General features: G+C 64.7%; 27 protein-coding genes. 15 read left to right on the top strand and 12 right to left on the bottom strand.

Features of this window, described 5'->3' with window-relative positions; all coding sequences use genetic code 11:
* The first annotated feature begins 65 nt into the window (after positions 1 to 65).
* Positions 66 to 416: a VOC family protein gene (locus RUGAMON1_RS12200; protein WP_445230753.1), complete on the top strand. Its 351-nt coding sequence runs from the start codon at positions 66 to 68 to the stop codon at positions 414 to 416.
* On the opposite strand, the gene RUGAMON1_RS12195 is transcribed toward RUGAMON1_RS12200, so the two are convergent.
* Together RUGAMON1_RS12195 and RUGAMON1_RS12190 are read right to left on the bottom strand one after the other, a co-directional pair.
* A complete protein-coding gene (locus tag RUGAMON1_RS12195) occupies positions 413 to 778 on the bottom strand; it encodes a cupin domain-containing protein (RefSeq protein WP_445230752.1) in 366 nt (121 codons plus the stop codon). The genes RUGAMON1_RS12200 and RUGAMON1_RS12195 overlap by 4 nt on opposite strands.
* Positions 775 to 1626, bottom strand: coding sequence for an AraC family transcriptional regulator (locus RUGAMON1_RS12190; protein WP_445230751.1), 852 nt, complete (start codon positions 1624 to 1626; stop codon positions 775 to 777). The genes RUGAMON1_RS12195 and RUGAMON1_RS12190 overlap by 4 nt, the downstream gene beginning before the upstream one ends.
* 169 nt (positions 1627 to 1795) lie before the next feature.
* Here RUGAMON1_RS12190 and modA point away from each other — a divergent pair, with 169 nt between their 5' ends.
* The 4 genes from modA to RUGAMON1_RS12170 are packed head-to-tail and all read left to right on the top strand — an operon-like array spanning position 1796 to position 4744.
* Entirely contained in the window at positions 1796 to 2548 is a 753-nt protein-coding gene (gene modA, locus RUGAMON1_RS12185; RefSeq protein WP_445230750.1) for a molybdate ABC transporter substrate-binding protein, read from the top strand.
* Between the two features lie 3 nt (positions 2549 to 2551).
* Positions 2552 to 3238 (top strand): molybdate ABC transporter permease subunit, encoded by a 687-nt coding sequence (modB, locus tag RUGAMON1_RS12180; protein ID WP_445230749.1) that lies wholly within the window; start codon positions 2552 to 2554, stop codon positions 3236 to 3238.
* A 2-nt stretch (positions 3239 to 3240) separates the two neighbouring features.
* The gene (locus RUGAMON1_RS12175) at positions 3241 to 3942 is read left to right on the top strand and encodes an ABC transporter ATP-binding protein (protein WP_445230748.1); all 702 of its coding nucleotides are present in this window, start codon (positions 3241 to 3243) and stop codon (positions 3940 to 3942) included.
* Complete coding sequence (locus RUGAMON1_RS12170) at positions 3932 to 4744, top strand: TOBE domain-containing protein (protein WP_445230747.1); 813 nt, start codon at positions 3932 to 3934, stop codon at positions 4742 to 4744. The genes RUGAMON1_RS12175 and RUGAMON1_RS12170 overlap by 11 nt, the downstream gene beginning before the upstream one ends.
* Here RUGAMON1_RS12170 and RUGAMON1_RS12165 read toward each other — a convergent pair whose 3' ends face one another.
* Positions 4745 to 5542, bottom strand: coding sequence for a helix-turn-helix domain-containing protein (locus tag RUGAMON1_RS12165; RefSeq protein WP_445230746.1), 798 nt, complete (start codon positions 5540 to 5542; stop codon positions 4745 to 4747).
* A gap of 97 nt (positions 5543 to 5639) precedes the next feature.
* Between RUGAMON1_RS12165 and RUGAMON1_RS12160 the strand changes: the two genes are divergently transcribed.
* Positions 5640 to 6464 carry an inositol monophosphatase family protein gene (locus RUGAMON1_RS12160; protein ID WP_445230745.1) on the top strand — a complete coding sequence of 275 codons (825 nt, stop codon included), beginning with the start codon at positions 5640 to 5642 and terminating at the stop codon, positions 6462 to 6464.
* Positions 6465 to 6509: 45 nt separating this feature from the next.
* Here RUGAMON1_RS12160 and RUGAMON1_RS12155 read toward each other — a convergent pair whose 3' ends face one another.
* The 3 genes from RUGAMON1_RS12155 to RUGAMON1_RS12145 form a co-directional block, all read right to left on the bottom strand.
* On the bottom strand, positions 6510 to 6872 hold the full coding sequence (locus tag RUGAMON1_RS12155; protein ID WP_445230744.1) for a KGG domain-containing protein: 363 nt from the start codon (positions 6870 to 6872) through the stop codon (positions 6510 to 6512).
* 119 nt (positions 6873 to 6991) lie between these two features.
* Positions 6992 to 7435: a TIGR01841 family phasin gene (phaP, locus tag RUGAMON1_RS12150; RefSeq protein WP_445230743.1), complete on the bottom strand. Its 444-nt coding sequence runs from the start codon at positions 7433 to 7435 to the stop codon at positions 6992 to 6994.
* Between the two features lie 104 nt (positions 7436 to 7539).
* Positions 7540 to 8568, bottom strand: a complete 1029-nt coding sequence (locus RUGAMON1_RS12145) for an NADP-dependent oxidoreductase (RefSeq protein ID WP_445230742.1) — start codon at positions 8566 to 8568, stop codon at positions 7540 to 7542.
* Positions 8569 to 8692: 124 nt separating this feature from the next.
* On the opposite strand from RUGAMON1_RS12145, the gene purU reads away from it, so the two are divergent.
* From purU to RUGAMON1_RS12125, 4 genes are read left to right on the top strand one after another with little or no spacing between them, the layout of a single operon-like run.
* On the top strand, positions 8693 to 9562 hold the full coding sequence (gene purU / locus RUGAMON1_RS12140) for a formyltetrahydrofolate deformylase (RefSeq protein WP_445230741.1): 870 nt from the start codon (positions 8693 to 8695) through the stop codon (positions 9560 to 9562).
* Between the two features lie 31 nt (positions 9563 to 9593).
* The gene (locus RUGAMON1_RS12135) at positions 9594 to 10136 is read left to right on the top strand and encodes a YaeQ family protein (protein WP_332854170.1); all 543 of its coding nucleotides are present in this window, start codon (positions 9594 to 9596) and stop codon (positions 10134 to 10136) included.
* 23 nt (positions 10137 to 10159) lie between these two features.
* Positions 10160 to 10600, top strand: coding sequence for a copper chaperone PCu(A)C (locus RUGAMON1_RS12130; RefSeq protein WP_445230740.1), 441 nt, complete (start codon positions 10160 to 10162; stop codon positions 10598 to 10600).
* Positions 10600 to 11091: a YcnI family copper-binding membrane protein gene (locus RUGAMON1_RS12125; protein ID WP_445230739.1), complete on the top strand. Its 492-nt coding sequence runs from the start codon at positions 10600 to 10602 to the stop codon at positions 11089 to 11091. Before RUGAMON1_RS12130 ends, RUGAMON1_RS12125 begins: the two co-directional genes overlap by 1 nt.
* A 29-nt stretch (positions 11092 to 11120) precedes the next feature.
* Here RUGAMON1_RS12125 and RUGAMON1_RS12120 read toward each other — a convergent pair whose 3' ends face one another.
* On the bottom strand, positions 11121 to 12410 hold the full coding sequence (locus RUGAMON1_RS12120; RefSeq protein WP_445230738.1) for a Xaa-Pro dipeptidase: 1290 nt from the start codon (positions 12408 to 12410) through the stop codon (positions 11121 to 11123).
* Positions 12411 to 12524: 114 nt separating this feature from the next.
* Between RUGAMON1_RS12120 and RUGAMON1_RS12115 the strand changes: the two genes are divergently transcribed.
* On the top strand, positions 12525 to 13247 hold the full coding sequence (locus RUGAMON1_RS12115; RefSeq protein WP_445230737.1) for an RpnC/YadD family protein: 723 nt from the start codon (positions 12525 to 12527) through the stop codon (positions 13245 to 13247).
* Here the strand turns inward: RUGAMON1_RS12115 and RUGAMON1_RS12110 are convergent.
* Positions 13219 to 13998 (bottom strand): head GIN domain-containing protein, encoded by a 780-nt coding sequence (locus RUGAMON1_RS12110; protein ID WP_445230736.1) that lies wholly within the window; start codon positions 13996 to 13998, stop codon positions 13219 to 13221. The two genes, RUGAMON1_RS12115 and RUGAMON1_RS12110, sit on opposite strands and share 29 nt — an antisense overlap.
* 220 nt (positions 13999 to 14218) lie before the next feature.
* Here RUGAMON1_RS12110 and RUGAMON1_RS12105 point away from each other — a divergent pair, with 220 nt between their 5' ends.
* From RUGAMON1_RS12105 to RUGAMON1_RS12095, 3 genes are all read left to right on the top strand, one after another.
* Positions 14219 to 14863 (top strand): class I SAM-dependent rRNA methyltransferase, encoded by a 645-nt coding sequence (locus RUGAMON1_RS12105; protein WP_445230735.1) that lies wholly within the window; start codon positions 14219 to 14221, stop codon positions 14861 to 14863.
* A gap of 76 nt (positions 14864 to 14939) precedes the next feature.
* Positions 14940 to 16061, top strand: a complete 1122-nt coding sequence (locus tag RUGAMON1_RS12100) for a type IV pilus twitching motility protein PilT (RefSeq protein WP_445230734.1) — start codon at positions 14940 to 14942, stop codon at positions 16059 to 16061.
* Between the two features lie 7 nt (positions 16062 to 16068).
* Positions 16069 to 16797, top strand: coding sequence for a YjjG family noncanonical pyrimidine nucleotidase (locus RUGAMON1_RS12095; protein WP_445230733.1), 729 nt, complete (start codon positions 16069 to 16071; stop codon positions 16795 to 16797).
* A 78-nt stretch (positions 16798 to 16875) separates the two neighbouring features.
* Here the strand turns inward: RUGAMON1_RS12095 and RUGAMON1_RS12090 are convergent, their stop codons facing one another.
* The 4 genes from RUGAMON1_RS12090 to RUGAMON1_RS12075 all read right to left on the bottom strand — a co-directional run bounded on the left by RUGAMON1_RS12090 (position 16876) and on the right by RUGAMON1_RS12075 (position 20102).
* A complete protein-coding gene (locus RUGAMON1_RS12090) occupies positions 16876 to 18150 on the bottom strand; it encodes a cytochrome c (protein WP_445230732.1) in 1275 nt (424 codons plus the stop codon).
* A gap of 10 nt (positions 18151 to 18160) precedes the next feature.
* On the bottom strand, positions 18161 to 18883 hold the full coding sequence (locus RUGAMON1_RS12085) for a c-type cytochrome (protein WP_445230731.1): 723 nt from the start codon (positions 18881 to 18883) through the stop codon (positions 18161 to 18163).
* Positions 18884 to 18931: 48 nt separating this feature from the next.
* On the bottom strand, positions 18932 to 19537 hold the full coding sequence (locus RUGAMON1_RS12080) for a 3'-5' exonuclease (RefSeq protein ID WP_445230783.1): 606 nt from the start codon (positions 19535 to 19537) through the stop codon (positions 18932 to 18934).
* Positions 19538 to 19610: 73 nt separating this feature from the next.
* Positions 19611 to 20102, bottom strand: coding sequence for a ProQ/FINO family protein (locus tag RUGAMON1_RS12075; protein ID WP_445230730.1), 492 nt, complete (start codon positions 20100 to 20102; stop codon positions 19611 to 19613).
* A gap of 472 nt (positions 20103 to 20574) precedes the next feature.
* On the opposite strand from RUGAMON1_RS12075, the gene rpoD reads away from it, so the two are divergent.
* Entirely contained in the window at positions 20575 to 23067 is a 2493-nt protein-coding gene (rpoD, locus tag RUGAMON1_RS12070) for an RNA polymerase sigma factor RpoD (protein ID WP_445230729.1), read from the top strand.
* Positions 23068 to 23071: the final 4 nt, after the last annotated feature.

Raw genomic sequence — 23071 nt, 5'->3', positions numbered from 1 at the left:
TGGAAAGAATCGAGGCGTGAATGTACCACACCCGGCCGTCCTTCCCATCTTTGGAAGGAGTTCATATGCAGGTAACACGGATCGTGAGCAATATCGCCACGGTGGACATCGAGGCCGCCAAGGCCTTCTATGCCGGCGTGCTGGGCTTGTCGGTGGTGATGGACCACGGCTGGATCGTGACGCTGGCGGGCGCCGGGCAGGCCGTGCCGCAGATCAGTTTTGCCTCCGAGGGCGGATCGGGCACGCCGGTGCCCGACCTGTCGATCGAGGTGGACGACCTGGATGAAGTCCACCGGCGCCTGGTGGCCGCGCGCCTGGCGCTGGAATACGGCCCCGTCAGCGAGCCGTGGGGCGTGCGGCGCTTGTTCGTGCGCGATCCGTTCGGGCGCTTGCTGAATATCCTGTCGCACCACTAGCCGAGCTGTTCCTCGATGGAGCGGGTTTTGGCGGTGATCGTGGCGCCGGTGTGCAGCGTGGCCTTTTTCTCGATCAGCATGAGCAGGCATTCCTGCTGCGCCACCGGGTTGTGGCGCACGCCCTTCGGCACGACGTAGGCTTGTCCTTCGGACAGTTCGACCGCGCCGTCCTCCAGTTCGATGCGCAGGCTGCCCTTGAGGATGAAAAACAGTTCGTCTTCGTCGTCGTGGCTGTGCCAGGCCAGCGAGCCCAGTACTTTGGCGACCTTGACGTAGCTGTCGTCCAGTTCGGCGATCACGCGCGGCGACCAGTGTTCGGTCAGCGCGGCGGCGCTGGCGGCGGGGGATATGGCTGGCTTCATGGCGGCTCCTGTGGGGCGATGGAGTGGTCACTGTAGCCGCTTGCGGGCCGCCGGTCTTGAACGTTTGTGCGCCCGCGCCGGTTCAGCCGTAGCCAGCGGGCTGGCGAGATGCCGTAGGCGGCGACGAAGTGGCGCGTCAGGTGGGGCTGGTCGGCGAAGCCGGCCTGGGCCGCGCTGTCGGCCAGCGGCAGGCCGTGCAGCATGAGCCGGCGTGCCAGCTCCAGCCGGCGCAGCGTCAGGTAGCGGTGCGGGCTGGTGCCGAAAAAGCGCCGGAAATCGCGCGACAGGCTCCAGCGGTCGCGGCCGCTGGCTCGTGCCAGCTGGTCCAGCGTCAGCGGCGAGAGCAGGGCGTCGTCGATGTATTCGCGGGCGATCCGGGCCGCGCGGAAGTCGCCGCCCGGCAGCTCGGACTGGCCGGCCACCTGGCGCAGCGCGGTGGCGATGTCGACCAGTGCGTCGTCGCGCTCCAGCGAGCCGGGCGCGGCATCGAAATTGTCCAGCAAGCCGCGCGCCGCCCTGACCAGCCGCTGGTCGCCGGACACGCCGCCGTCGACAAACGGCAGCGGCGCGCCGCCCAGCACTTGTTGCAGCAAGGCCGGCGCGAGGTAGGCGATGCGGTAGTGGAAGCCGTCGTCGGTGCCGGCCTGGCCGTCGTGGACTTCGTCCGGATGCAGCACCAGCGCCTGGCCGGACAGGCTGTGGCGCATCGCCGAGCGGTAGCGGAACGATTGCACGCCGGCCATGGTCAGGCCGATGGCGTAGCTGTCGTGCCGGTGCGCGCCATAGGCCGCGCCTTGAAAGAAGGCTTCGACCAGGTCGATACCGTCGGATTGGGGCCCGTGCCGCAACCAATCCGTGCCCTGACGCCCCATGTCATGTCCTTTCAAACGCGATACACCCCAGCCAGTGTACCTGAGGACGACCGGCATAGACCGTATAGGCATTACTGCATAGCGCAGTAACCCCCGCATCGCTATATAATCGAGTTTATGGCGGTTCTCTTACTAAAAGGAAAAAATGATGCATGCGTTGAAACTTGGGGTGGCGCTGGTGCTGGCGGCGATGGGCGCGTCGGCGGCGGCGACGGATATCACGGTGTCGGCCGCGGCCAGCCTGACCAATGCGTTCAAGGAAATTGGCGCCGCCTACGAGAAAGAGCATGCGGGCGACAAGGTGCAGTTTAATTTCGGCGCCTCCGATCCGCTGGTGCAGCAGATCGCCAAGGGTGCGCCGGTCGACGTGTTCGCCTCCGCCGACCAGGATGCGATGGACAAGGCCGACAGCCTGAAATTGCTGGCCGCCGGCAGCCGCAAGAATTTCGCCAGCAACAGCCTGGTGCTGATCACGCCGATTGCCGCCAGCCTGCCGATCAAGGGCATCGCCGACTTGCAGCAGGCCGCCGTCACCCGCGTGACGATGGGCAATCCGGCCAGCGTGCCGGTGGGCCGCTACGCCAGGCATGCGCTGGAGCAGGCCGGGCTGTGGGGCGCCGTCGAGCCCAAGGCCCTCTTCGGCGCCTCGGTGCGCCAGAGCCTGGACTACGTGGCGCGCGGCGAAGTCGACGCCGGCTTCGTCTACGCCACCGACGCCGCCGTGATGAAGGACAAGGTCAAGGTGATCGCCACCGTGCCCACCGCAACCCCGGTCAGCTACCCGATAGCGGTGATCGCGGCCGGTCCGCAGGCGGCCGCCGGCCGCCGGTTCGCCGATTACGTGCTGTCGTCCAGCGGCCAGGCGATCCTGGCCAAGTACGGTTTCGGCCGTCCGTAAGCGGTGGACGCGCTGCTCGCCGAACCGGCCTGGATCGCGCTGCGCCTGTCGCTGAAGGTGGCATGCTGGGCGACGCTGGTGGACCTGGTGTTCGGCGTGGCGCTGGGCTATCTGCTGGCGCGCAAGCGCTTTCCGGGGCGCGAGCTGCTCGATGCGCTGCTGACCTTGCCGATGGTGATGCCGCCCACCGTGCTGGGCTACTATCTGCTGGTGGTGATCGGCCGCCATGGTGTGATCGGCGCATGGTTGCAGCAGGCGTTCGGCATCAACCTGATTTTCACCTGGCAGGCGGCGGTGATCGCGGCGGCCGTGGTGGCGTTTCCGCTGGTGCTCAAGGGCGCGCGGGCGGCGTTTGAAGCGGTCGATACCCAGCTGGAGCAGGCCGCCAGGGTGCTGGGCATTTCGCCGTTCGGCGTGTTCCTGCGCGTGACCCTGCCGCTGGCCTGGCGCGGCGTGCTGGGCGGCACCCTGCTGGCGTTCGCGCGCTCGATGGGCGAGTTCGGCGCGACGCTGATGGTGGCCGGCAGCATCCCCGGCAAGACGCAGACGCTGTCGATCGCCGTGTACGAGGCCGTGCAGGCCGGACAGGACGACAGCGCCAACCTGCTGGTGATCATTACTTCCGTGGTCTGCATCGTGGTGCTGATCGCGGCCAACAAACTGACGCCCAACCGCAATCCGCAGGCCTGAGCATGCAAATCAATATCGACATCGTCAAGACCATGCGTTCCGGCGCGCGGACCTTCGAACTGCGCGCGCAGCTGGCATCGAGCAGCCAGCGCATCGTGATCTTCGGCCCGTCAGGCGCGGGCAAGAGCCTGCTGCTGAAGGCGGTGGCCGGCTTGATGACGCCCGACAGCGGCCGCATCGACGTGGCCGGCCGCAGCCTGTTCGACAGCAGCAACGGTATCGACCTGCCGGCGCCGCAGCGGCAGCTGGCCTATCTGTTCCAGGATTACGCGCTGTTCCCGCATCTGAATGTGCGGCAGAACATCGCCTTCGGCTTGCAGCGCGGCTGGCGCAATCCGCTGGCGCGCGTGGATGGCGAGGCGGTCCGCTACTGGCTGAAGGCGTTCGAACTGGACCATGTGGCGCAGCAGTTCCCGCATCAGCTGTCCGGCGGCCAGCGGCAGCGGGTGGCGCTGGCGCGCGCGCTGGCGCCGGAGCCGGCGGCGCTGCTGCTGGACGAGCCGTTCGCGGCGCTCGACCCCGGCCTGCGCGAACGCATGCGCGCGGAGCTGGACGCGCTGCAACGCCGCCTCGATATTCCGATGATGCTGATCACCCACGATCCCGAGGACGTGCGCGCTTTCGGCGAGCACGTGCTGCGCATGGAAAATGGTAGCATGGCCGACGTCAAGGACCTGGAGCTAGTGGAGCGCAATGAAGCCTGAAGAACACGCAATGGCATTGCAGGGCAATGTATGGCTGACCGTCGGCGGTCAGAAGCTGGGCGGGCAGGACCGGATGGCGCTGCTGGCGGCCATCGCCGAACAGGGCTCGATCACGGCCGCGGCCAAGGCGGTCGGCATGAGCTACAAGGGCGCGTGGGACGCCATCGAGGCGATGAACAACCTGGCCGGCGAGCCGCTGCTGGAGCGCGCGGCGGGCGGCAAGGGCGGCGGCGGCACACGGCTGACGGCGCGCGGCGCGCAGCTGGTGGAAAATTTCCGCAAGATCGACGAGGAGCACCGCCAGTTCGTGGCGCACCTGAGCAGCCAGTCGCACGCGCTGGCCGACGATTTTTTGCTGATACAAAGGATGAAGATGAAGACCAGCGCGCGCAATCAGTTCAGCGGCAAGGTGGTGGCGTTGAAAGAGGGCGCGGTGAACGACGAGGTGACGCTGGAAATCGTCGGCGGCGAACACATCGTCGCCACCATCACGCGCGACAGCTGCGACAGCCTGAACCTGGTGATCGGCGCCGAAGCTTTCGCGCTGATCAAGGCCTCGGCGGTGATCGTGGTGACGGACATGGGCGAGGCCAAATTTTCCGCGCGCAACCGCTTGTCCGGCACGGTCACGCGGGTGCAGGTGGGCGCCGTCAACACCGAGGTCAGCATCGAGCTGCCGGGCGGCGGCGCGATCGCCGCCATCGTCACCCGCGACAGCGGCGAAACGCTGGCGCTGGAAGTGGGCATGGCCGCCACCGCCATCTTCAAGGCGTCCAGCGTCATCCTCGGCACGCCGGCCTGATCAGGTGTCGAACTGGGCGAAGCGCGCCGGCGTGACGCCCAGGATGCGGCGGAACAGCGCGATGAAACTGCTGACGCTGTCATAACCGAGGCTGAGCGCCACTGTCGTCACCGAGGCGCCGCCGTTCAGCAACTCCATGCCCTTTTGCAGCCGCGCCACCTGGCGCCACTCCACCAGCGACATGCCGGTCTGGTGGCGGAAGTGGCGCGTCAGGCTGCGGCGCGACCAGCCCAGTTTGGCGGCCCATTGGTCAAGGTCGGTCTCGTCGGCCGGATTGTCGGCGATCGCCGCCGCCATCGCCTGCAGGCGCGGATGGCTGGGCATGGTCAGGTGCAGCGGTTCTTCGTCGGCCGCGCGCACCTCGTCCAGGAACACCGTCATCAGCCGCCGTGCGGCGGCGTCGGCCGGCATGCCGCCGGGCCACGCGACCATGCGCTCCAGTAGCGACGCGGCCAGCGGCGACATGCGCATCACCCGCGACTGCGGCGGCAGGTCGGCGCACAGCGAGGGCGCCAGATGGATGGTGTAGCCGGCCAGGCCCGGCTTGAAGGTGCTGCTGTAGGCGCTGGCGCCGTGCGGCATATGGGGTGGTATCCAGCCCAGCCGGCCGCGCGGCAGCACCTGCCGCACGTCGCCGGCCTCGACCACGATCACGCCTTGCAGCGGAATGTACAGCTGGCCTTCCGGATGATGGTGCACATGCTTGATGTTGCTGGTGTTGTGGTCGGCGTGCTGCGCGGCCACCATGATCGGCATCTCGTCCGTCAGCCGCTTGTCGCCATAGTAGTTGCTACCCATATTTTGGCCCGATTGCGATATTACTTGTCTGTCGCCAGTTAGTCAGGAGTTGAGTTCTCTGGCAATCTAGGACTTTAGTTTATAGCAAGGAATCGGCATGACTGCAATCGATACGGAAGAAGTCCTGGCGCTGCTGCGCGAGGCTGGCGCCGATCTGTGCGAGACCTTTTGGCGCGACGAACCGGTGCTGGAAGTGGACGACATGATGACGGCGTTCCGGCGCATCGACGGCGCCGCCAACGCCGGGCTGAAGCGGGCGCTGGGCCGACTGTATCCCGCCATCGGCTGGCTGGAAGACGAACTGGGCGACACCGTGGCGGAGGACGCCGAAAGCGCCGCCCTGGCCGAGCGTGGCGAGTACTGGATCTGCGACGCCATCGACGGCGCGGCGCAGTTCCTGCGCGCGATACCCAGCTGGTCGATGTCGCTGACGCTGATGCGCGAGGGCGTGCCGGTGTTCAGCGCGATCTTCGACGCCGTGCATGACGAGATGTTCCACGCGGTCCGGGGCCATGGCGCCTACCGAAACGGCGAACGCATGCGCGTGAACGGCCGCGCCAGCCACTACCAGGGCATCGTCGCCACCAGCCAGCCGCCGTTTGCCGGCCGCGACCGGCGCGCGGTGCGCCAGGCCGGCGCCGCGCTGAGCGCCATGCTGCCCGACGTGGCGGCGGTGCGCGGCCCGGGTGCGACATCGCTGCAACTGGCGTATGTCGCATGCGGCCGCCTCGATGGATATTGGCAATTCGGCGATGACGGTTTCAATTGCCTCGGCGGCGCGCTGCTGGTGCGCGAGGCCGGCGGACAAGCGACCCAGGTCGATGGCAAGCCCTACGGCCTGGGTGCGCTCAGCATGGCCGCCGCGGCGCCGGGGGCGCATGCCTCCATGCTGCTGCGCTTGCAGGAAGCGCTGGAGGCCTAGGATAGGCGGGCGCGGCCACGCCCGCCTGCCGCCGCGCGGTGAAGTTTAGCGCTCGGCGGCTTTGGCGCCTTGCTGGCTGCCTCCCTTGGAAGATTGTTCGGACGCAGCGCCGCGCGCGTTGTTGGCGGCGTTTTTCTCGGCGTTGGCGCGGGCCGCGGACTGCCGGCTTTCCCCACCTTTGCGGCCGATCTGCGCCATGTGTTCGCGGTCGCGGCTGACCGCCTCGCCGCCTTTCTGGCCGGCCCGGCGCGCTTCTTCCGAATCGAATTCATGGGCCGTGCCTTTTTGGTGGGCCGCCTGTCCGCCCTTGCTGGCAATGGCGCGCTGGGTTGCTTCGTCCATCGCCGCAAAGCCGCGCTTGGCCGTGCCTTTCGGCTTGCTTTGATCGTTACCTGAATTACTGGCCATAAAACCTCCTCATGAGTGTTATGAAATTCCGTCAGGGTTCCCCGAACAGCCAGCCCTGAAGCCGGCTGCTCTGCATGGTTAGAGAGTCAAGGTTGACGAAAGTTCCACAAAGAAGGCGATTAATGGCGCAGTTCGCTCGCCATCTGGTACTTGGACATCTGTTCGGCGGTGCGCGCAGTCTGTTCCGAGGCCTGGTGCATGATTTCCTCGGCCGCGTCGGTGGCGGCGCGGCGCACGGCCGGCATGTGGGTGGCGGCCGTTTGCGCCAGGCTGGAGTTGGCGCGGCTGAGGATCTCGACCAGGTGCTGCTGGTAGTTTTGCAGCGCGCCCCAGCCCGGCGTGAACTGGGCGCCGACGGCGGAGCCCAGCTGCGCCGCGTCCTTGCTGGCCATGATGCGCTGGATGTTGGCGCCGAACTCGGCGATCAGGTCGCGGCCCAGTTGCAGGTTCAGTTCGCTCAAGCTTTGCATGGCTTCGAGCGCGCGCCGGGTCAGGTCGGTGTACAGCGTAATCTGGATGTCGATGTGCGATTTGATCGCGGGGGGAATGGGTTGGGCGAACATGATGCGTCCTCGTCGTGATCCTTCAATGAAAAACGCCGGGCTTGCGGCCCGGCGGTGTGTGCAGCCGAAGGATAGACTCGGCTATCGTCCAAAAGTTCCCGGATTTATTCGGCGGCCACCTGCAGCACCAGCTTGCCGAAGTTCTTCCCTTCGAACAGCATGTTCAGCGCTTGCGGGAAGTGCTCCAGGCCTTGCACGATGTCTTCCTTGCTCTTGACCTTGCCTTCCTTCATCCATTTGCCCAGCGCGGCGATGCCCAGGTGGTAGCGGTCGGCGTAGTCGAACACGACGATGCCTTCCATGCGCGCGCGGTTGACCAGCAGCGACATATAGTTGGCCGGGCCTTTGACCGGGGTGGTGTTGTTGTACTGCGAGATGGCGCCGCAGATGACGATGCGCGCCTTCAGGTTGATGCGGGTGAGCACGGTGTCGAGGATGTCGCCGCCGACGTTGTCGAAGTAGACGTCGACGCCGTTCGGGCAATGTTCCTTCAGGCCGTCCTTGACCGAGCCGCCCTTGTAGTCGATGCAGGCGTCAAAGCCCAGCTGGTTGACCACGAAGTCGCACTTGTCCTTGCCGCCGGCGATGCCGACCACGCGGCAGCCCAGCTGCTTGGCCACCTGGCCGACGGTCTGGCCGACCGCGCCGGCCGCGCCGGACACCACCACCGTCTCGCCGGCTTTCGGCTGGCCCGATTCGATCAGGCCGAAGTAGGCCGTCATGCCCGGCATGCCCAGCGTGTTGAGGTAGGTGGGCAGCGGCGCCAGCTTGGCGTCGACCTTGCGGAAGCCGTGGCGCTTGTCGCCGGCCGGGCCGACCCAGTAGCGCTGCACGCCGGTGCCGCCCTGCACGTAATCGCCGACCGCGAACTCCGGCGACTTCGACGCCACCACCACGCCCACGCCGCCGGCCCGCATCACCTCGCCGATGGCGACCGGCGCGATGTAGGATTTGCCTTCGTTCATCCAGCCGCGCATGGCCGGATCGAGCGACAGGTACAGCACTTTGACCACGACTTCGCCGTCGGCCGGCTCGCGCACCGGTTCGCTGACCTGCTGCCAGTCGCTGTCCTTGACCATGCCGACCGGACGGGCCGCCAGGCGGAATTGAAGATTTGTCTCGTTGATAGTCATTTTGTCTCCTCGAAGGTGGGTGTGACGCTCAATATATCTCAAATTGAACGATCGTGCTATTTTTACGGTTTGCGCCCGGCCGTGCGACAATACCGGCCTTGTTAGACCTATAACGATGGTGGATATGAGCAATCCCGAATACATTTTGACACTCTCTTGCCTGGACCAGCGCGGTATTGTTCATCGCGTGTCGGGCTTCCTGGCCGACCATGGCTGCAACATCATCGATTCGGCCCAGTTCGGCGACAGCGAATCGAAGCTGTTCTTCATGCGCGTGCACTTCGCGCTGGAAGACCGCAACGTCAACGACGACCTGCTGCGCGCCGACTTCGGCCTGCTGGGCGCCGAGATGCAGCTGGACTGGAAGCTGCGCGACGCCCACTACAAGCCGCGCGTGATGCTGATGGTGTCGAAGATCGGCCATTGCCTCAACGATTTGCTGTTCCGCTACAAGAGCGGTCTGCTGCCGGTGGAAATTCCGGCCATCGTGTCCAACCACATGGACTTCTACCAGCTGGCGGCCAGCTACAATATTCCGTTCCACCACCTGCCGCTGGCGACCGGCGCTCCGCAGGAAGCCAAGCAGGCGCAGGAAGCCAAGATCATCGAGCTGATGAACTCGCACAACATCGACCTGGTGGTGCTGGCGCGCTACATGCAGATCCTGTCGCCCGGCCTGTGCACGGCGTTGAAAGGGAAGGCGATCAATATCCACCATTCCTTCCTGCCGAGCTTCAAGGGCGCCAAGCCGTATGCGCAGGCGCACCACCGTGGCGTCAAGCTGATCGGCGCAACCGCGCACTTCGTCACCGGCGACCTGGACGAAGGTCCGATCATCGAGCAGGACGTCGAGCGCGTCGATCACTCGATGGACGCCGATACGCTGTCCGCGATCGGCCGCGACGTCGAGTGCGTGGTGCTGGCGCGCGCCGTGAAATGGTTTGTCGAACACCGCATTTTGCAGAACGGCGACAAGACTGTCGTGTTCAAATAACTGATTAAAATAGAAACGAAGAGATTCACCGATGGCCCTCAAAGCAACAATTTACAAAGCCGACTTGCAGATCGCGGACATGGACCGCAACTTCTACGAGACCCAGTCGCTGACCTTGGCGCGCCACCCGTCCGAAACCGACGAGCGCATGATGGTGCGCCTGATCGCCTTCGCCATCCACGCCAACGAAGCGCTGACCTTCACCAAGGGCCTGTTCGACGTCGAAGAACCGGACCTGTGGCAGAAGGACCTGACCGGCGCGATCCAGTTGTGGATCGAAGTGGGCCAGCCGGACGAGAAGGTGATCCTGAAAGCCAGCGGCCGCTCGGAGCACGTCTACGTCTACAGCTACGCCGCGACCAGCCACATCTGGTGGAAGGCGCTGGCCAACAAGGTCGAGCGCTGCAAGAACCTGACCGTGATCAACCTCGACGCCGACGCCGCCGAGCAGCTGTCCAAGATGGCCCAGCGCAGCATGCAGCTGCAATGCACGATCCAGGACGGCCAGATCTGGCTGACCGACGGCACCACCACGGTGGAAGTCGGCCGCGAAACCTTCAAGGGCGAGCGTTGATATAACGTTGTTATAATCCTTCGATGAAAAAAATCCTCTACGCATTGCTGCTGGCGGCGCCGCTGGCTTCGGCCCAGGTCGAAGTCCGCGACGCCTGGATACGCGCCACCGTGCCGTCGGCCAAGTCCACCGGCGTGTTCATGCAGCTCAAGTCCAAACAGGGCGGGCAGCTGGTGGAAGTGCGCTCCGGCGTGGCGGGCGTGGCGGAGATTCATCACATGGAGATGGACGGCCAGATGATGAAGATGCACGCCGTGCCGTCGTTGGACTTGCCGGCCGGGCAGAACGTGGACCTGGCGTCCGGCGGCTATCATGTGATGCTGATGGATTTGAAGCGGCAGTTGAAGGAAGGCGAGACCGTGCCGGTCACGCTGGTGATCCGCAAGAAGGGCAAGCCGGCTGAAACCGTCGCCATCGAGGTGACGGTCAAACCGCTGACGTACACACCACCGAAAGGGCAGTGATGAAAACGACTTCCACCATGCTGGCGCTGGCTTTCTCTGCGGCGATGCTGGCGCCTGCGGCGCAGGCGCACGTCACGCTGGAACAAACCACCGGCCTGGCCGGCAGTTTCCAGAAGCTGACCTTCCGCGTCGGCCACGGCTGCGACGGCACGGCCACCAAGGGCTTGACGGTGTCGCTGCCGGAGGGCGCGACCAACGCCAAGCCGATGCCCAAGGCCGGCTGGAAGATCAACGTCGGCGCCAACGGCGGCGCGCAGGAAATCAGCTGGAAGGGCGGCCCGCTGCCGGACGCTTATTTCGACGAGTTCGTGGTGCAGGTCAAGCTGACCGGGCAGCCGGGCAAGCTGTACTTCCGCGTCGTGCAGCAGTGCGACAAGGTCAGCGTGGCCTGGGACGAGATCCCCGGCGACGGCGCGGCCAAACTGAAGGCGCCGGCGCCGGTGCTGGAGGTACTGCCGGCGCCCGCCGGCACGGCGCAGCACCAGCACTGATCCAGGCCGCGCGCGGTTTATCGTTTATATTATTTGACGACCGCGCCGCCCTTCATTACCCACTGGACGCTTTCCAGCGTCTTCACATCTTTCAACGGCTCGCCGTCGACCGCGATCAGGTCGGCGAACTTGCCGGCCTCGATAGTGCCCACCTTGTCGGTCCAGCCCAGCAGCTCGCTGGCGTTGAGCGTGGCCGCGCGGATCGCCTGGATCGGCGTCATGCCCAGCTTGACCAGCGTGCCGAACTCGCGCGCGTTGAGGCCGTGCGGATAGACGCCGGCGTCGGTGCCGAAGGCGACCGGCACGCCGGCCTTGATGGCGCGGGCGATGTTCAGGCGCGCGGTCGGCAATACCGTCTTGGCCTTGACCAGCAGCGGCGGCGGCAGCTTGATGGCCTCGGCGTTGTCGATCAGCCAGTCGCCCAGGTAGACCGTCGGCACCAGCCAGGTCTTGTGCTCCTTCATCAGCTTGATGCCTTCGTCGTCGATGTAGGAACCATGCTCGATTGAATCGATGCCGGCCAGCACGGCCAATTTGATGCCGTCGCCGCCGTGCGCGTGGGCGGCGGCTTTGCGGCCGAGGCGGTGGGCGTCGCCGATGATGGCCTTCAATTCTTCCAGCGTGTATTGCGAGGTGCGCGGGTCGTCGCCGAAGGACAGCACGCCGCCGGTGGCGCAGATCTTGATGACGTCGGCGCCATACTTGATGTTGCGGCGCGTGACCTTGAGCGCCTCGGCGACGCCGTCGGCCACGCCGAGCGCGGTCTGCTTGTATTCCGGGGCGTGCATGGTGTCGTCGCAATGGCCGCCGGTGATGCTCAGCGGCGGGCCGGAGGCGGCCATGCGCGGACCGGGCACGTCGCCGTCGTTGATGGCGTCGCGCAGGCCGATGTCGGCATAGCCGTCGGCGCCGACGTCGCGCACGGTGGTGAAGCCGGCTTGCAGCGTCAGGCGGGCGTTCTTGGCGCCGGTCAGCGTGGTGCGGGGGATGGATTTGGCGATGATGGAATAGCCGGCGTCCTGCGGGTCGCCGGTCAGGTGGGTGTGCATGTCGATCAGGCCGGGCAGCAGGGTCTTGTTGCCGAGGTCGATGACCTGGGCGCCGTCCGGGATCGCCAGCTTGCTGCCGGCGGCGGTAATGCGTTCGCCGCTGACCAGCACCACGGCGTTGTCGACCAGCGCACCGCTGCGCACATCGAGCATGTGGGCGGCCTTGATGGCGGTGACGGTGGGCGGGGCATCGGCGAAAGCGGCGGAGCAGGCCAACAGCAACAGCGGCAGCGTGCAGGCGCGGCGGACGGACATGGCGATAACGTTCAAGCGGATCTCCTTGTGGTGAGGTTCTTATTCGTTTTATGCGCACCGGATTGATGCGGGCCAAACGGCGCCCGCCTAGCGTACCCGCGTCTTCAGGCGGGCGCTACAATTTTTTGGATGAATACCCGCAGCGACACGCTTTACCGCCAACTCTTCGCGCATCCCGAAATTGTGCTGTACCACGGTCGTGGCCCATGGCGCACCAGCAGGGAGCTGGCCGATTTGATGCTCTCACCGCCGATGGGATTGGAAGTCTATCAGCCGCGCCAGCAATACATGCTGATAGACCAGCATCGCCATTTGAATCCGGATGACCCGGCCAATATTCTGGGTATCGTGTTCCGATTGTTGCGTTCGAAGACCAATAAGGAAATGCTGTCTGCGTTGGGCGATTTTGCCGAACGCATGAAAGCGCCGGATGTCGCAAGAGCCCGCGATAGCCTGACGCGCTGGGTATGCACGACCTTGCAGGAGGAATTTGACGAAGCTAATATGAGCTCAGAGGAGGAGCCAGTGATGCTATTTAATCGGCGATTCAAGACCTATGAAGCCTTACTGGAATATGAGGCCGTCAAGCGTGGCCGCCTCAAGGGATTGAAGGAGGGGCGCCGCAAAGGCATGCGGCAAGGTATGCAGCAAGGGCGGCAAGAGGGTGAACGCACGGCGCTGAAAGGCGTTTTGCAGGAGTTGCTGGATCGCCGAAACGCGCCACTCCCGGTCGGCGTTGCCGAAAAAATGGACCATGCCGACACCGCCCAGCTCAGCGCCTGGATCCAGGCGCTGATTGATGGTCGCGATCCAGCTCAGGTTTTTACTGCGGCGAACCACCCAGCCGCTTGATGGTGCCCGAACCCATCACGCTCTTGGTCAGCTGCGGATCGCCGTAGTAGGTGATGTCGCCGGAGCCGGCCACGCTCAGGCTCAAGGTCTGCTTGGCCCACACCGTCGCCTGGCCCGAGCCGCCGATGCTGACCGTCACATCGCGCGCCGCCAGCTGCCCGGCCTGCACCCGCCCCGAACCGCCGATCGACACCTGCAAGCGTTCGACGTTGCCGCTGGCCTTCAGGTTGCCGCTGCCGCCCAGCGCGATCGCCACCGATTCGCTCTCCAGGTTGCGCACATTGATCGAACCGGAGCCGCCGACGTCAAACGTCAGGCTCTCGCCGCGCAGCTTGTCGGCCTCGACCGAGCCGGAGCCGGCCACCGCGATCTTCTCGATCGAACGCGCCTGCACCACGATCTTCATCGTATGCGACTCCAGGTTGACGTCCTTGCGCGTCGGCCGGATGCGCAAGGTGCCGTTGTCGACCACGGTCTCGATCAGCGCCTGCAAATTGTCGTCGGTCTCGATGCTGATGCCTTCGGTGTTGCCGATGCGGATCTCGACGTTGCCGCTGAGACTGGTCGCCAGCGAGGTGAAATGGCCGGTCTCGCGGTTCTGTTTGACGATCTTGCCGCTGCCCTGCACGCGCTCGCCATGGAACCAGCTGAGCGGACCGGCCACGGCCATGCCGGCCGGCGCGGCGACGGCCAGCAGGCCGGCGGACAGGAACAGGATGCGCAGCGCGCTACGGACGGATGGATTTGCCATGATGATCTCCTCGGGATGGTGGGTACGGCTCTTGAGGTTGAATACTACGGACTCATGCCCGCGCACGAAACCCGGCTGCGACAGATTGCAGCCAGCGCGGCACAGAATGCAGCAGCCGGGGAGCAGGCCGCGTGCGGCGGCGGGGGCAGGGCCGGCATGAGGTATCATTCGGGCTATCCCGCAACACCGCACGCTGCAATGCAGCACTTATTGGACTTACATGCTTATCATCACCATCAAACAGGGCAAGGAAAAGAGCCTGCTGGCCGGCGACCCCTGGATTTACGCCTCCGCGATCGAAAAAGTCGAGGGCAAGCCGCAGGAAAAGAACAAGCCGGGCGCCACCGCCACCGTGCAGACCTCGTCGCGCCAGTTCATCGGCCGCGCCGCCTACAACGCCAAGTCGCAGATCTGCGCCCGCATCTGGACCTACAAGGAAGACGAGCCGGTCGACCACGCGCTGATCAAGCGCCGCGTCAAGGCCGCCATCGCCAAGCGCGCCGCCAGCGTGCGCGCGGCCGGTCCCAACGACCTGGTGCCGGTGGTGCGTGGCGACGAGGACGGCCTGTCCGGCCTGCTGGTCGACAGCTGGGGCGGCGTCAAAGGCTACCTGATCTGCCAGTTCCAGTCGGCCGGCGTCGAGGCCTGGAAAGTGGCCATCGTGCAGGCGCTGCTGGCGGAAACCGGTTGTCCGAATGTCTACGAACGCTGCGACGACCTGATCCGCAAAGGGGAGGGCTTGCCGATCTTTTATCGCGCGCTGGCCGGCGAGGAACCGCCCGACCACGTGGTGGTCACCGAAGGCAAACAACGCTACAGCATGGACTTGCGCACCGGCTTCAAATATCCGAAGGTCCGCAGCTGAAAAAATTTCGACAGCGCAATTTTTCTCTTATAATCGTTGGCGGAGCAATACCGACCCCACGGAGATCAGAGTACAGATGGAAAATTACCAGTCGTCGCAAATTCGCACCCTGACTTACATCGAAAACGAAGACCACCCGGTCTTCGGCACGCTCGTCGAGCAGATCCTGCATTTGCTGAATTCCAAGCTGATCTTCAGCGACATCCTGATCCACCAGAACAGTCCGCTGTTGCTGCGCCAGCCGAAAGGGCTGGTGGCGGTGACCGATTCGCCGATCACGCGCGAGGAGCTGCAAGAGTTCTTCGAGGTGGTCGAGCCGAACTGGGCCGAGCGCATCCAGGACCGCGCCTTCGACCGCGCGGTGGACCTGCACACGGCGCGCATCCGCGCCAACTGCTTCAGCTTCCAGGGCAAGAAACGGCTGGGCTGCGTGATCCGCCGTTTCCCGAAGGAGCCGATGGTGCTCAGCCAGCTGGGCCTGCGCCAGGCCGAGCAGAACTTCGCCAAGCTCACCAGCGGACTGGTGTTGATTATCGGCGACACCTGCCAGGGCAAGTCGACCACCATCGCCGCCATGCTCGACGAGATCAACAAGCACCGCTCCGGCCACATCATCACGATTGAAGATCCGGTGGAAACGCTGATCCCGCAGCGCCAGTGCGTCATCACCCAGCGCGAAGTGGGCTTCGACGGCGACGTCGAGAGCTTCTACCTGGGCGCGCTGGACGCGCTGCGCGAACGGCCGGACGTGATCGTCATCGGCGAGATCCGCGACGCCCAGACGGCGCAGGAAGCGCTGGCGCTGGCCGAATCCGGCCCGCTGGTGCTGGCCTCGCTGCACGCGCGTTCGACCGAGCTGGGCTTGCAGAAGATGGTGCGCCTGCTGGGCAACACCGAGCCGCAATCGCAGGCGCTGGCGCATGCGCTGCGCGGCGTGCTGTGCCAGGCGCTGCTGCCGTCGGTGGACGGCGACCGCTACCACCTGGCCACCGAGTGCCTGACCTCGAATCCGGAGGTGGTGTCGATGATCGCCACCGGCCAGGTGTCGGCGCTGCGCAACTGGATGGAAACCAAGCCGGGCGAGGGCTGCCATACGATGAACGCCTCGCTGCGCGCGCTGCTGGCCGCCGGCAAGGTCAGCGTGGACGACGCCCGCAACGCCACCACCGACCGCATCGGTTTCGCCGAGCATTACTAAGGACGCGATGAAGTACCGATTGTTTCTGTTCGACCTGGACGATACGCTGCTCGATTTCAAGGCGTCCGAAAAACTTTCTTTCGTACGCACGATGCGGGAACTGGGGCTGCGCGACGGCGTGGACGGGATTTTCCAGCAGTACCAGGCGATCAATGTGGAACTGTGGCGGCGCTTCGAGACCGGCGCTGTCACCAAGGACTTTTTGAAGGTGGAGCGCTTCCGCAAGACCTTCCTGGCGAACGGCATCGAGCTCGACCCGGAGGCAGCAAGCATTCTTTATCTTGAGTCGCTGCCGGATACGGTGGTGCTCATCGAGGGCGCCAACTTGCTGTGCGAGACGCTGTCCGCAATCGGCGAGGTGGGCATCATCACCAACGGCGTCGAAGCCATCCAGAACCGCCGCATCGCCAGCTCGGGGCTGGCCGAGTATATTTCCTTCGTCGCCACGTCCGAAGCGTGCGGCCATGCCAAGCCGGATGTGCGTTTCTTCGAATATGCCGCCAGAATGGCAAAGCCGTTTGCCAAGGAAGAAGCGATCATCGTTGGCGACCGCCTGGACGCCGACATCCTCGGGGCGAATCGATACGGCATCGAAAGCTGCTGGTTCAATCCCGACCGCCTGACCAATGCGTCGGAAGCGATGCCGGACTACGAAGTGGACAGCCTGCAAGCCGTCGTGCCGGCGTTGTGCAACCCCGGGGTCAAGTCTGACATTCGGACACGAGCCCTGCTGTAGACGCGCCTTTCGGATGAGGTCGTGTCCGAATGTCAGACTTGACCCCAGTGGTTGAATGTCAGACTTGACCCCAGTGGTTTAATCCAACGGAATCGCGCGGTAGCGGTTGACGTCGTTGCCGTTGACCGGTGGCGCGTTGTTGCCCCAGGCGCTGCGCAGATAGGATACGACCTGCGCCACTTCGGTATCGTTCAACACGTGGCCGAAAGGCGGCATGCCGTATGGCCGTGGATTGCCATCCGTGCCGGGTGCGAAGCCGCCGTTGAGCACGATGCGGATCGGATTGACCGCCTGCTCCATCGTCAATGCGCGGTTGCCGGCCAGCGGCGGGTAGCCGGGCGGCAGGCCGGCGCCGCCGGCGCCATGGCAATCCGCGCAGTGCTTCTCGTACAGCTTGGCGCCGGCCGACAGGTAGGCCACCGCCTCGGCGCCCTTGTCGCGCTCGAACTCGGATTTCTTGCCGTCGCTTGGCAGCGCTTTCAGGTAGACCGCCATCGCGTTGATGTCGCTGTCGCTCAGGTATTGCAGGCTTTGCTGCACCACTTCCGCCATCGGCCCGAACACGGTGGCGCGCGGCGACACGCCGGTCTTCAGCAATTGCGCGATGTGCGGCTGCATCCATTCTCCCAGCCCGGCCTCGGCGCCGGAATTGAGCGACGGCGCGTACCAGCCCAGCACCGGAATCAGACCGCCGGACAGGCCTTCGCCGTCGGTCGCGCCCAGCGTGTTGCGCGCGCTGTGGCAGGCGCTGCAATGGCCCAGGCCCTGCACCAGGTAGGCGCCGCGATTCCAGTCCACCGATTGCTTGCTGTCCTCGCGGAACACGGCCGGCCTGAAGTACAGCGCGCGCCACGCCGCCAGCATGAATTGCTGGTTGTATGGGAAGCGCAGATCATGCGGCTGGTTGGCCTGCGCCACCGCCGGCACCGACTGGAAGTAGGCGTACAGCGCATCCGCATCGTCGCGCGTGATGCGGGTGTAGTTGGTATAGGGGAAGGCCGGGTACAGCAGGCGGCCATCCTTCGATTTGCCGTTGTGCAGCGCGCGCCAGAAATCGTCCGCGCTCCAGTTGCCGATGCCGCTGGCCTTGTCGGAGGTGATGTTGGGCGAAATGACGTTGCCGAACGGGGTTTGCAGCGCGCGGCCGCCCGCATGTTGCGCGCCGCCGCGCACGGTGTGGCAGGCCATGCAGTCGCCGGCCTTGGCCAGGTAGGCGCCGCGCGCGATCTTTTCGGCCGGCGCCAGTTTGGCGGTGACGGTCGGCGCCGGGCCGGCGTCGTCGGAACCGCCGAACAGCACCAGCAGGATGCCGGCCAGCAGCAGCGCGATAACGGTATAAATAATTTTCTTCATGTGCGGCCCCTCAAGGTGCTGGCACGCTGCCGCAGTTCAGCGGCAGGGGCATGGCGATGCTGTCGGCGGCGCCGGGGCGGGCGGCGGCGTCCGGCGTTTGCTTGCTGAGCCAGCCGGAGACGGCGGCGACGTCGGCCTCGGACAGCCGGTTGGCGATCTCCGCCATGCAGTCCGGCGCGGCGGCGCGGCGCACCTTGTTCTTCCATGCGCCGAACTGGGCGTTGACGTAGTCGCTGGGCAGGCCGATCAGGCCGGGTATCGCCGGCGTCACGCCGGTCAGCGTGCTGCCGTGGCAAGCCACGCAGGCCGGGATTTTCTTGACCGGATCGCCTTGCTGCACCAAGGCCTGGCCGCGCGCCAGGGCGGTGCTGTCGGCGCTGGCGCCGCTGCCTGCCTGCGCCGGCGGGTAGGGCGGGTGCTGCTGCGAGAAGTAGTCGGCGATCTCGCGCAGGTAGGCGTCCGGCAGGTGGTCGACCATATAGGTCATCATCGGATAATGGCGCCGGCCGTCGCGGAAATTGACCAGCTGGTTGTACAGGTAGCCGGCCGGCTTGCCGGCGATGCGCGGGAAGAAGGCGTCGCCGCGCTCCTTGACGGCGTGGCAGGCGGTGCAGGCGGCCACGCGCTGTTCCAGCGTGTCGGGCAGGGTGGCGGGTGCGGCGGCCAACGATGGCAGGCCGCAGCCGGCCAAAGCCAGCGCGACGCACGCGCGCACGACGAGAGAGGTAGACATGCCATTCCTTGAAGTCGTAGCTATCTGGCAAGGATACCAGATCAACCCCTACAACGGCTTGGGCGGGCGAGGAAGTTTGACGGCTTTCACCGGCGGCAGCTTGTTGCCGGCGCCGATGTAGTGGCGGTAGATGCGCAGCGCCACCTGGGCGTCGTCGGCCGCGTACAGGATCTGCTTTTCGTTCAGGCGCGGCAGCGCCCAGTTGGTGGTGGAGATCTTCTTGGATTTCTGCAGCTTCTGGCCGAAGAACTTGGCGACGGCGGTCTTGGCGCCGAGGTCGTTGCGTTGTCCCGGCGTGCGCAGCGCCACCGACAGGTCGACCACGCCGGCCGCCCGTATCGCCAGCTTGGCGTGCAGGCGCTTGACGTCGTCGGACAGGCCGAAGCCCACCTTCAGCAAAGCCGGCGTTTCCAGCACCGCCTGCAGCACTTCGAGGATGACCGCGGACGTGCTGCTGCCGATCTGGAACAGATAGGCCTGGTGGTCGGTGGCGAACTGGATCAGGTGCGGACCGGTCGAGGTCTCGCCCTTGGTGAAGGTCGGCTTCGATTCGGTATCGAAGCCGATGGCGTCGGTGGCCAGCAGGGCGTCGCGCGCGGCGACGGCTTGCTCGGCCGTGGTGACCAGCCGCACATCGGCGATGCGTATCCCCACGTAAGGCGGAAGCTCGGCCTCCGCCTGTAGTGCAGGCTGCTGGGTATTATCTAACTGAGCCAACTGAGCCAACTCAGCCCTTGCGCGAGAACTTCGCGGTCAGCTGGTTCAGCTTGTCGGCGCGCACGCGGGCCGCTTCTTCGGCCGCGGCCGCGTCGCGTTCCGCCTTCTTGCGCTCGGCTTCTTTCTTGAAGCGGTCCTGCAATACCTGGGTGGCGTGGGCGCGGTGGGTGTCGGTCACTTCGGCGCCCGGGGTGCCGTCCAGATCGTGGCGCACCTTGGCTTTTTCCATGACTTTCAGGTAGCGCAGCGAACCGGTATGGATGCCGAGCGCGGTGCGCATGGTCTTGCGATCCAGTTCAGGCATGATGGCGAGGATCTGCTTGTCGATACCGATCGACAGGGGTAGGAAATCGCGGAAGGCCGGGAATTGGGTTTGCAATTGTTTCAGCAAGCTGCGCGGGGTCAGAGCCGCAGAGGTGGGTGTGACGGCGGCGGTAGCGGCAGAGGCTGCGGGCTCGATTGCCGGCGCCTGAGGGGTGAGGCTAGTGTTCATCGACTTCATAGTTTAAGCAAGAGGCGTCAGCATATCATGTGCACTACGGGATTGCAGTGCCTTTTAGGCCATGATGTAAAAATGACCATATCGACATCATACGCCCCTTCGGCGCGGAAGGTGCGTTCGCACGCCAAAACATGTATAATGCGAGACGCACCTTTGCAGGACGGTGCGTTTCAGTTTGGTACAGGATGCGATTTGGACGGTCTGACAAGAGTGTGACGCCCTTGTTATATGGTTTTACGATGTCGGATATAAGTACTATCAATTATCCTGATGTCTCGCTATACGGCATACTTTGCCCTCTCCCTATTCTTCACTGAAAAGAGAAACAAGCCCGTTGTTGGATGCGGGCTTTTTTTATTCCGCAGATAATCGTCAGCTAAATTACAACATTTCCATCTGTGCGCACCGGTAACGGTCGGCGCCGGCTATGGCATTTTGTATTTTCTGGCGAATACGCATTGAGAGATATTTAATGACAAAAACGCCGAAAACTTTAACGTTGTCCGTCAAGGCCGCCCGTACCAGCTCCGCTCCGCTGGTGGTGCCAAAGACGACTCTATCTTATGTGATCGATAATGCGCAAGAGGCAGCGAGCAAAGTAACGGTAGTCAAAAAGAAAACCCGCCTGAGCGCCGCGGCCGAAGCGGCCCAGGCGGAAGCGCAGGTGGCGGTGCAGCACGCTGACGCGTCCGACATCCCGGTCAAGACCGTCAAGGTGGCGCGCAAGAGCGCCGTGCTGCCGGCCGCCGACACCGGCGCGCCTGCGGTGGTGGTCAAGGCCGCGCCGAAATCCAAGCTGGTCAAGGCCGTCAAGGCCGAGCCTGCGCCGGTCGTCATCGTGACCGCCGGCCCGGCCGTGAGCCAGGTGACCGACGCCGCCACGCTGGCTTCGATCGACACTTCCGGCTACCTGCTGCCTAGCGTCAAGGTGCCAGGCCGCCGCGGCCGCAAGCCGTCCGAATTCACGCCGGAAAACGACGAAGTGGCGGCACTGAACGCGGTCGAGCGCGCCGAACTGAAGGCCGTGTCCAAGGCCCGCGAGCGCAAAGCCAAGGGCGGCGCCGCCGACATGCTGGGCGTCGATTCGAAGAGCACGGCCGAGGAACTGGAACGCCGCCGCACCCAGATCAAGAACCTGATCAACATGGGCAAGGAGCGCGGCTTCCTGACCTACGCCGAGATCAACGACCAACTGCCGGAAAACATTGTCGACCCTGAAGCGATCGAAGGCATCATCGCCACCTTCAACGACATGGGCATCGCCATCTACGAGCGCGCGCCGGAAGCCGATTCGCTGCTGCTGACCGACAGCGTCGCCACCGTGACCTCCGACGACGAAGTGGAAGCGGCCGCCGCGACCGCGCTGTCGACGGTCGACTCCGACTTCGGCCGTACCACCGACCCGGTCCGCATGTACATGCGTGAAATGGGCGCCGTGGCGCTGCTGACGCGCGAAGGCGAGATCGAGATCGCCAAGCGTATCGAAGGCGGCCTGAAGGACATGATCCAGGCCATCTCCGCCTGCCCGACCACGATCGCCGAGATCGTCGCGCTGGCCGCGAAGATCGAAGCCGACGAGCTGAAGGTGGATGAAGTGGTCGACGGCTTCGTCGACCTGAACGAGGCGAACAACACGCCGGCCGTTGCGGCCGCGCCTGCCGCCGCGTCGGACGACGAAGAGGAAGAGGAAGAGGAAGTCGAGGAAGAAGACGGCGACGCCAACGGCGGCGCGGCAGGCTTCTCGACCGAGCAACTGGCGCAGCTGAAGAAAGCCGCGCTGGAAAAGTTCGACGTCATCTCGACCCAGTACGACAAGATGCGCAAAGCCGCCGGCGGCTATGGCTCGAAGGCTTATGTGTCGGCGCAGGAAGCGATTTCGGCCGAACTGCTGGGCATCCGCTTCACCGCCAAGGTGGTCGAGAAGCTGTGCGACACGCTGCGCGGCCAGATGGAAGAAGTGCGCCACATCGAGCGCGCCGTGCTGGAGCTGTGCGTGAACAAATGCGGCATGCCGCGCGCCCACTTCATCAAGGTCTTCCCGGGCAATGAATGCGACCTGGACTGGGTTGACGGCGAAGTCGACAGCGCCTATCCGTACAGCGCCATCCTGGGCCGCAACGTGCCCGCGGTGAAAGAGCTGCAAAAGAAAATGATCGACCTGCAAGCCCGCGTGGCCTTGCCGCTGGCCGACCTGCGCAAGATTAACAAGCAGATGGCCGCCGGCGAAAAACGCGCGCGCCAGGCCAAGCGTGAAATGACGGTCGCCAACTTGCGTCTGGTGATTTCGATCGCCAAGAAGTACATCAACCGCGGCCTGCAGTTCCTCGACCTGATCCAGGAAGGCAATATCGGCCTGCTGAAGGCGGTCGACAAGTTCGAATACCGTCGCGGCTACAAGTTCTCGACCTACGCGACCTGGTGGATCCGCCAGGCCATCACCCGTTCGATCGCCGACATGGCCCGCACCATCCGCGTGCCGGTGCACATGATCGAGACGATCAACAAGATGAACCGCATCTCGCGCCAGATCATGCAGGAAACCGGCAGCGAGCCGGACCTGGCGACCCTGGCCGTCAAGATGGAAATGCCGGAAAACAAAGTCCGCGAAATCATGAAGATCGCCAAAGAGCCGATCTCGATGGAAACGCCGATGGGCGAGGATGGCGATTCGCAGCTGGGCGACTTCATCGAAGACAACACCACGCTGGCGCCTTTGGACGCCGCGCTGCATGCCTCGATGCGCAACGTCATCAAGGAAGTGCTGGACTCGCTGACCCCGCGCGAAGCCAAGGTGCTGCGCATGCGCTACGGCGTGGAAATGTCGAACGACCACACGCTGGAAGAAGTGGGCAAGCAGTTCGACGTGACCCGCGAGCGTATCCGCCAGATCGAAGCGAAGGCCATGAGCAAGCTGCGCCAGCCGTCGCGCTCGGACAAGCTGAAGACTTTCCTGACGCAGAACTAATTGT

Origin of the sequence: Duganella rhizosphaerae (assembly GCF_040364205.1) — a bacterium.
Lineage (GTDB): Bacteria > Pseudomonadota > Gammaproteobacteria > Burkholderiales > Burkholderiaceae_D > Rugamonas > Rugamonas rhizosphaerae.
Note: the sequence above shows the minus strand (reverse complement) of the source record. Positions and strands in the feature narration are given on the sequence as shown.